Origin of the sequence: Dokdonella sp. (assembly GCF_039926425.1) — a bacterium.
Classification (GTDB): domain Bacteria; phylum Pseudomonadota; class Gammaproteobacteria; order Xanthomonadales; family Rhodanobacteraceae; genus Dokdonella_A.
Genome location: NZ_JBDSWZ010000277.1, coordinates 43062 through 51271 on the forward strand (window position 1 = coordinate 43062; position 8210 = coordinate 51271).

General features: G+C 64.8%; 6 protein-coding genes. 3 read left to right on the plus strand and 3 right to left on the minus strand.

Going from position 1 to position 8210, the window contains the following annotated elements; all coding sequences use genetic code 11:
- Positions 1 to 59 precede the first annotated feature (59 nt).
- The 3 genes from rsmB to def form a co-directional block, all read right to left on the minus strand.
- On the minus strand, positions 60 to 1424 hold the full coding sequence (rsmB, locus tag ABIV12_RS15860; protein WP_348061094.1) for a 16S rRNA (cytosine(967)-C(5))-methyltransferase RsmB: 1365 nt from the start codon (positions 1422 to 1424) through the stop codon (positions 60 to 62).
- Positions 1421 to 2356 (minus strand): methionyl-tRNA formyltransferase, encoded by a 936-nt coding sequence (gene fmt / locus ABIV12_RS15865; RefSeq protein ID WP_348061096.1) that lies wholly within the window; start codon positions 2354 to 2356, stop codon positions 1421 to 1423. The genes rsmB and fmt overlap by 4 nt, the downstream gene beginning before the upstream one ends.
- A 199-nt stretch (positions 2357 to 2555) precedes the next feature.
- The gene (gene def, locus ABIV12_RS15870) at positions 2556 to 3059 is read right to left on the minus strand and encodes a peptide deformylase (protein WP_348061108.1); all 504 of its coding nucleotides are present in this window, start codon (positions 3057 to 3059) and stop codon (positions 2556 to 2558) included.
- Between the two features lie 337 nt (positions 3060 to 3396).
- Between def and ABIV12_RS15875 the strand changes: the two genes are divergently transcribed.
- From ABIV12_RS15875 to ABIV12_RS15885, 3 genes are all read left to right on the plus strand, one after another.
- Complete coding sequence (locus ABIV12_RS15875) at positions 3397 to 4557, plus strand: LysM domain-containing protein (RefSeq protein WP_348061098.1); 1161 nt, start codon at positions 3397 to 3399, stop codon at positions 4555 to 4557.
- Between the two features lie 81 nt (positions 4558 to 4638).
- Entirely contained in the window at positions 4639 to 5802 is a 1164-nt protein-coding gene (gene dprA / locus ABIV12_RS15880; protein ID WP_348061100.1) for a DNA-processing protein DprA, read from the plus strand.
- A gap of 249 nt (positions 5803 to 6051) precedes the next feature.
- Positions 6052 to 8210 (plus strand): DNA topoisomerase I (locus ABIV12_RS15885; protein ID WP_348061102.1); only part of this gene is annotated, 2159 nt, incomplete at its 3' end.

Here is an 8210-nt window from a genome sequence, read left to right on the forward strand (position 1 = left end):
GCGATGCCGATTCGCGACAGGCACATCCCCGGTGGCGGCATAGATTAGCCGGTTCGCGCTCATTCATTCACCTGCACCTTGACGAGCGCCGCATAGAAGAAGCCGTCGCAGCCATTCTCACCGGGCAGGTTCTGCCGGCCCGGACCGGCTTCAAGACCGAAATTCGCAGGCACGGGCAATGCCCGCGCATCCGCGTGCGCGTCGAGAAACGTCGCGATCACGTCTTCATTTTCCGCACGCAGGAGCGAACAGGTCGCGTAGACCAGCCGACCGCGTGGCGCGAGGGTCGGCCAGAGCGCCGCCAGCAAAGCCGACTGGCCCGCGACCAGCGGTGCGATGTCGGCGGCGCGCCGGTGAAGCTTGATGTCCGGCTGGCGGCGCACGATGCCGGTGGCCGAACAGGGCGCGTCAACAAGGATGCGATCGAATGGACGGCCGTCCCACCATCCGGCGACAGCCATTGCGTCGCCCACGGCGACGTCGGCATCGAGGCCAAGGCGGGCAAGATTCTCGTGCACGCGATCCAGTCGGGCGGCGTCACTGTCGAGCGCGAGCAGTTCGATGTTCGCGCGCTCGAGCAGATGAGCGGCTTTTCCGCCGGGCGCCGCGCATGCGTCCAGGACGCGCAATCCATCCTCGATGTCCAGCAGATCCACGACCCGTTGGGCAGCTCCGTCCTGCACCGAGAACAGTCCTTCGGCGTATCCGGGCAGGCGCGTGACGTCGGTGCTTTCGGCGAGCACGATCGCGTCGGCGAGATCCGCGTGGGGTGATGCGGCGATGCCTGCGTCGTACAGCCGTTGGAGCAGGACCGTCCGCTCGACGCGGCGGCGGTTCACGCGGAGCGTGAGAGGCGCCTGATGGTTGTTGGCCGTGAAGATCGTGTCAGCCTGTTCCGGCCAGTCGCGCGTGATCGCGTCGATCAGCCAGCGCGGATGCGCATGGCGGGTGACCTCGCTGGCGTCGAGGGTTTTCTCGATCGCTTCGCGTTCGCGCAGGAAGCGGCGCAGTACCGCGTTGGCCAAGCCGGCGTAGTGCGGCTGGCCGAGGGTGCGCATTGCATCGACGCACGCTGCAACCACCGCGTAGTCCGGCAGTCCGATCACGGCGATCTGCACCATGCTGATGATCAGCAGTGCGCGCGCCTCGCGTGCCTTGGGCGGCAGAGGCTTGTCGATGAGCGCATCGAGCGCCGCGTCGAACCGGAGCCACCAACGTGACGCCGCAAACAGCGACGCGGCAAGCAACGAGCGGTCGCGAGGATCGGCGACCCGGCTGTTGGCGTCGCCCAGTGCGCTGCGCAGCGATATGCCTTCGGACACGACGCGAGCCAGCGCGCGCGCTGCCTCCACGCGCAATTGCGCGCCGGGTGCGGGCGCTGCGGAGCTGGCAGGTGCAGGGCGGCGCTGCGGTGGCTTCGTCATCGTTTCAACCCATCGCGGGCATTGAGCCAGTCGCGCACGGCCATCGGGCGGCCACCGTCGCGTTGCACCTGGCGGATGCGCAGCAAGCCGTCGCCGGTCGCAACATCGATCGCATCGCGGTGGCGCGCGACCATCCTTCCGGGCTCCGCGACCGCTTCACCCGCCGCGACCGCTTCGGCCGACCAGATGCGCAATCGTTCGCCTTCAATTTCAGCGTCGGCCACCGGCCATGGGTCGAACGCCCGAACCTTGCGCGCCAGCGTTGCCGCTGACTCATGCCAGTCGAGGCGCGCCTCGGCCTTGTCGAGTTTGTGCGCGTAGGTCACACCGACGTCGGATTGCGCATGCGGCGGGAGTGTCTCTCCGCGCATCGCACACCCGAGTCCTTCGCGCAGCGCACCCGCGCCGAGCTGCGCGAGACGATCGTGCAGTTGACCTCCCGTTTCGTCCGGGGCGATCGACGTGCGCACGTCCAGCAGCACGGGGCCAGTGTCGAGTCCTGCTTCCATCTGCATCAGCGCGACACCGGTTTCGGAATCGCCCGCAAGGATCGCGCGCTGGATCGGCGCGGCGCCGCGCCAGCGCGGAAGGATCGACGCATGCACGTTCCAGCAGCCCAGCCGTGGAACGGCGAGGACCGACCTCGGCAGGATCAATCCGTACGCCACGACGATCATCAGATCCGGTGCGTGGCCCCGCAGGTGCTTGCGGACACTCGCGTCGCGCAGCGTTTCGGGTTGTTCGACGACCACTCCGGCCGCAAGTGCTGCCGCTTTGACCGGACTGGCGGCGAGCTTGCGGCCACGACCGGCCGGCCGATCAGGCTGCGTGTACACCGCCACGACCTCGACGCCACTCGCGAGGCAGGCATCGAGAGAGGGCACGGCGAAGTCCGGCGTTCCAGCGAACACCACGCGCAGGGGTCGTGACATGAAAGGGGCGGCAGACTGGGAAACAGGCGCGATTGTAGGGCTTGCACTGTTCCCCAGGCGACGGCGTGAAGAACAAAGCGCGAAACACGAAGGACACGAAGGGCGGGAGAAAACAAAGCATCCACAGGCAGCGCTCGAAGGCCTCCCGGTGTTCTTCGTGTTTCAGTCGTTCGCTTCAAGCCTTCGGGCCGAGCGCGATTCAGGCATTCTGCCGACGCTTCTTTTCCATGCGCTTGAGAAGCATCGTGCGCTTGAGCAACGAGAGATGGTCGACGAACAGCTTGCCGACGAGATGGTCCATTTCGTGCTGGATGCACACCGCAAGCGGGCCTTCGACATCGAGAACGAACTCACCGCCGTCCGCGTCGTGCGCTGCCACCTTGATGCGCAGCGCGCGATCGACATCGGCAAAGATGCCCGGAAATGACAGACACCCTTCCTGGTAGACCTGCTCGCCGTCCTTCTCGAGGATGCGCGGGTTGATCAACACGAGCGGATGGTCCGAATTCTCGGACATGTCGGCGACGAGCAGTTGCTGATGCACGTCCACCTGGGTCGCGGCGAGACCGACACCCGGAGCGGCATACATCGTCTCGAACATGTCGGCGACGAGCGTCTTCAGTGCCGCATCGAACACGGTCACGGGTTGCGCCAGCGTACGCAGGCGCGGATCGGGAAATTCGAGGATCTCGAGCTGGCTCATGGCACGCAAGATGCGGGTTCGCATCGGATCTGCAAGGGACGATGCCGGGATTTTACCGAGTCGCACGCCTGTACGCGATGCGCTCTTCTCGCTGCCGTCTGAAAGGTCAGAGGGCGCCGGGAATCGTGGACGATCGCCTGCCGGCGACTGCAACGGAGGATGAGTCCCCACAGCCATGGAGGGTCACGACTCCGTGCGCGAGACCCGGCCGACGAGCCGCCCTGCGCTCTTCAGAAGATAAACCGGCCTTCTTCACTTGCGACGCAGTTCGTTTTCCCGCCGTTAACTTTTGCATTACACTCGGTGAAATTGCTTGGGGATGAGGGGATTGGCCGTCATGCTTAAAAAACTGCTTTCGGTTTGCGCCGGTCTGTTTCTGACCCTCACCGTGTACGCGGCGACTGCCCAATGGGCGGATCACCACCCGGACACCTACATCGTCCAGAAGGGCGATACGCTCTGGAGCATCTCGGCGAAGTTCCTGAAACAGCCCTGGCTCTGGCCGGAGGTGTGGCAGGACAACCAGAAGGTCCGCAACCCCCATCTCATCTATCCGGGCGACGAACTGGTCGTTTCCGGCCGGCATCTCGGCCATGGCGACGGGTCGATCGGGCCGCACGCACGCATCACCAGCTACGACGATGCGATTCCGCCGATTCCGTTGTCGGCGCTCAAGCAGTGGCTGAAGAACACCCGCATCGTCGGTGAAGACGATTTCCGGAACGCCCCGCACGTGGTGGGTATCGAGGAGAACCAGCTGCGTGGCGCGGCCGGCCAGCTCGTGTATATCCGCGGTCTGAGCGCACAGCCGGGCCAGCGCCTCGCGCTGGTGCGTCCGAGCGGCCGCTATTACGACATGCCGCCCGAAGATGCGAACAGCCCACGCGAAGTTTTCCGCCAGGAGAAGGACGCCCGCGACGGCCGTCCCGCGCTGCTCTGGCGCCACGGTCCGAACGAGTTCTCGCTGAAGGGCAACGTGCGCTTCCTCGGCTACGAGATGCGCGATTTCGGCGTGGTCGAAGTCACGCGCAGCGGCGATGTCTCGTCGGCGCTGGTCACTTATTCCGATTTCGAGGTGCGCGCCGGGGACTATGTACTGCCGATCGAGGACAAGCCCTACGACGACCAGTACGTTCCCCATTCGCCGAGCAAGGCGCCGGACAACATGCGCGTCGTCGCGTTCAGCGACGCATTGAACGCGGTGGGATCGAAGCAGGTGATCGCATTGTCGCGCGGGTCGGAGGACAGCATCGAGAACGGCCAGACCTTCTCGATCTATCAGCCTGGTGAGGAAATCACCGATCGCACCGATTACCCGGACGAAAGCGCGCGCAAGTTTTTCCACCCGCATGATTCCAAACTGGTCCTGCCCTCCGAGTTCATCGGCCATGTGATGATCTTCCGCACGTTCAACCGGGTGAGCTACGGCCTGGTGATGGACTCGATCAAGCCGGTGCATATCGGTGCATTCCTGCACGATCCGGATACGACGCCGTAAGTCGTTTTCGCAGCGTTTTCCTACGCGGCGCGATGGCAACATCGCGCCGTTTCCATGTCCGGCGCTCGCTAGAGTCGCCGGATGGACATCGAAGCGCATCGCTCCACGATCGAAGCATGGTTGATCCTGCTGCGCGCGCCGGGGCTGGGACCGGCGGCAATTCGCGAGCTCGTCACGCGCCACGGCAGTGCGCCCGCAGCCGTCGGTGTCGCGCGCCGGCAAGCCGGTCATGACGGGGCGAACGCCGCGAGCGCCAGCTGGCTGCGCTCGCCGGATCGCACGCGCATCGACGAGGATCTGCGCTGGCTCGCAGCAACCGACCACACCTTGCTGACGTTCGACCGCGCCGACGATTTTCCCGAACTGCTTGCCGAGATCCCATCGGCCCCTGCGGCGCTGTTCGTCGCCGGTGATGCCGCCGCGCTGTGGCGTCCGCAGATTTCGGTGGTGGGCAGTCGCAACGCGAGCCATGCCGGGCTGGCCAATGCGACCGCGTTCGCGCGGGCGCTCGCCAGCGCCGGCTTCGCGATCACCAGCGGGCTCGCGGAAGGGATCGACGGTGCGGCGCACGAGGCCGCGCTGGCGGTCGGCGCGACGACCATCGCCGTTCTTGGAACCGGGCCGGACCGCGTGTATCCGACGTCGCATCGCGATCTCGCCGCCCGCATCTGCGCGCACGGAGCATTGGTGAGCGAGTTCCCGCCCGGCACACCCGCGCAAGCCAGCCACTTCCCGCGTCGCAACCGGCTGATTGCCGGCCTCGGTCTCGGCACCCTCGTCGTGGAAGCGAGTCTGCGGTCCGGTTCGCTGATTACCGCACGCAACGCGATCGATGCAGGACGCGAGGTCTTCGCGATCCCCGGTTCGATCCATCACCCGTTGTCGCGCGGTTGCCACGAACTGATCCGCAACGGCGCGCGCCTCGTCGAGTCGGCCGAAGAAGTCGTTGCAGAACTTGCACCGCTGGCGCTGCGCTGGGGTGCGAGCGTGCAGCAACGACTCGCGCCCTCCGAGGGCGTCGCGGCACCAGCGGCACGCCCGAAGCGTTCGAACCGCATCGACGACCCCGATTACCGCGCCCTGTTTGACGCACTGGACCATGACGCGGTTGGCATCGACCAGCTGTCCCGGCGCTCCGGTCTGGATGTGTCGGCGCTTTCCTCGATGTTGCTGATGCTCGAACTCGAAGGCGACGTGGTGGCGACCCCGGGCGGTGGTTATGCACGCCGGATCGAGCCCCGCTGAGACGAGGTTGTGAGCGTTCGCGCACGAGATATCAACGAGTTACCAATGATATGCGGGGCAATGAAATCCCTTCGCCGATGCTCCGGTCCCGGCATCCCGAGCTTGACAGTCCGCCACCCGGCGTGTTTCCACTAAAAGAAGCCGGCCGTTGAAAAGAGCCCCAGGTGCCCGTCACATCAATTTGATCGCGTCCGTGGATGATCCACTGGTCGAAGAAGCCGTCCGTCACCGGCACGGCCAAGGAAAGCAATGGCAAAGAACCTACTGATCGTCGAATCGCCCGCAAAGGCGAAGACGATCAACAAATATCTCGGCAAGGACTTCCATGTTCTGGCGTCCTACGGCCACGTGCGCGATCTGGTACCGAAGGAAGGCGCGGTCGCGACGGATCGCGATTTCGCGATGAACTATGAGGTGATCGAACGCAACGAGAAACACGTTGAAGCGATCGCCAAGGCGGCCAAGCAGGCCACCTCGCTCTATCTGGCGACCGACCTTGACCGCGAAGGCGAGGCCATTTCCTGGCATATCGCCGAAATTTTGAAAGAGCGCGGGCTGCTGGAAGGCCGCACTGTGCATCGCGTGGTGTTTTCCGAGATCACGCCGAAGGCGATCAAGGAAGCAGTTGCCAACCCGCGCAAGCTGTCGATGGACCTGGTGAATGCGCAGCAGGCGCGTCGTGCGCTGGACTATCTGGTCGGCTTCAACCTGTCGCCGGTGCTCTGGCGCAAGGTGCAGCGTGGACTCTCTGCCGGCCGCGTCCAGTCTCCGGCGCTACGCATGATCGCCGAGCGCGAGGCAGAGATCGAGGCCTTCAAGGCGCGCGAATACTGGACCATCGAGGCCGATTGCGCGCATCCGGATCAGGCATTCAAGGCGCGCCTGCTCCGATTGAATGGAAAGAAATTCGAGCAGTTCGACATCGTCGACGAAACGACGGCGCACGCCGCGCGCGATGCGTTGAAGAAGGCGGCGGCCGGCCGACTCGTTGTCGCCGACGTGCAGTCGAAGGAACGCAAGCGGCGCCCGTCGCCTCCCTTCACCACCTCCACACTGCAACAGGAAGCGGCGCGCAAGCTCGGGTTCACCACCAGCCGCACGATGAAGATCGCGCAGCAGTTGTACGAAGGCGTGGCGCTGGGCGACGAAGGTGTCGTCGGCCTCATCACCTATATGCGTACCGATGCGGTGTCGCTGTCCGCCGATGCCATCACCGAACTGCGTGACGTGATCGGTCGCGACTACGGCGCGCGCGCATTGCCTCCCGAACCCAACACCTACAAGAACAAGTCGAAGAACGCGCAGGAAGCGCACGAAGCCATCCGCCCGACCTCCGCGCTGCATCGTCCGAAAGACATTGCCGCGTTCCTCGGCGACGAGCACCGCAAGCTCTACGAACTGATCTGGAAGCGCGCCGTCGCGAGCCAGATGCAGTACGCCACGCTCAACACCGTGTCGGTGGATTTCGGCTGCGGTCCGGATTCCGCGTTTCGCGCGAGCGGGACCACCGTCGTCGATCCGGGATTCCTCGCGGTGTACGAGGAAGGACGCGACCAGAAAAACGCCGAGGAAGACGATGAAGGCCGCAAGCTGCCAGCCATGAAGGTCGGCGAGGCGGTCCCGCTGCGCGAGATCTCGGCCGACCAGCATTTCACCGAGCCACCGCCGCGCTTCTCGGAAGCAAGTCTGGTCAAAACGCTCGAGGAACATGGCATCGGCCGTCCCTCGACGTACGCGAGCATCATCCAGGTGCTTCTCAACCGGGAATACGTGATCCTTGATGCGCGTCGCTTCAAGCCGACCGACGTGGGTCGCGCGGTGGCCAAGTTCCTCGCCGGTCACTTCGCCAAGTACGTCGACTACGACTTCACCGCGAAGCTCGAGGACGAGCTCGATGCGGTCAGTCGAGGAGAGGAAGACTGGGTCCCGCTGCTGGAGAAATTCTGGAAACCGTTCAAGGCGCAGGTCGACGACAAGAACGAAACCGTCGACCGCTCCGAGGCGACCGGCGCGCGCGAACTCGGGCTGGATCCGAAGAGCGGCAAACCGGTGCAGGTGCGCCTTGGCCGCTACGGGCCGTTCGCGCAGATCGGTACCAAGGAGGACGAGGACAAGCCGAAATTCGCGTCCCTGCGAACCGGCCAGAGCATGCACACGATCTCGCTGCCCGAAGCGCTGGAACTGTTCAAGCTGCCACGCAATCTCGGGCCCGGCGCCGATGGCGAGGACATCACGGTCGGCGTCGGCCGATTCGGTCCGTTCGTCAAATACGGCACGACCTACGCATCGCTGCAGCCGGAAGATGATCCGTACACCATCGAGTTTGATCGCGCCGTGGAATTGATCCGCGCGAAGGCCGAAGCCGCTGCGAACCGGATCATCAAGGACTTTGGCAACGGCATCCAGGT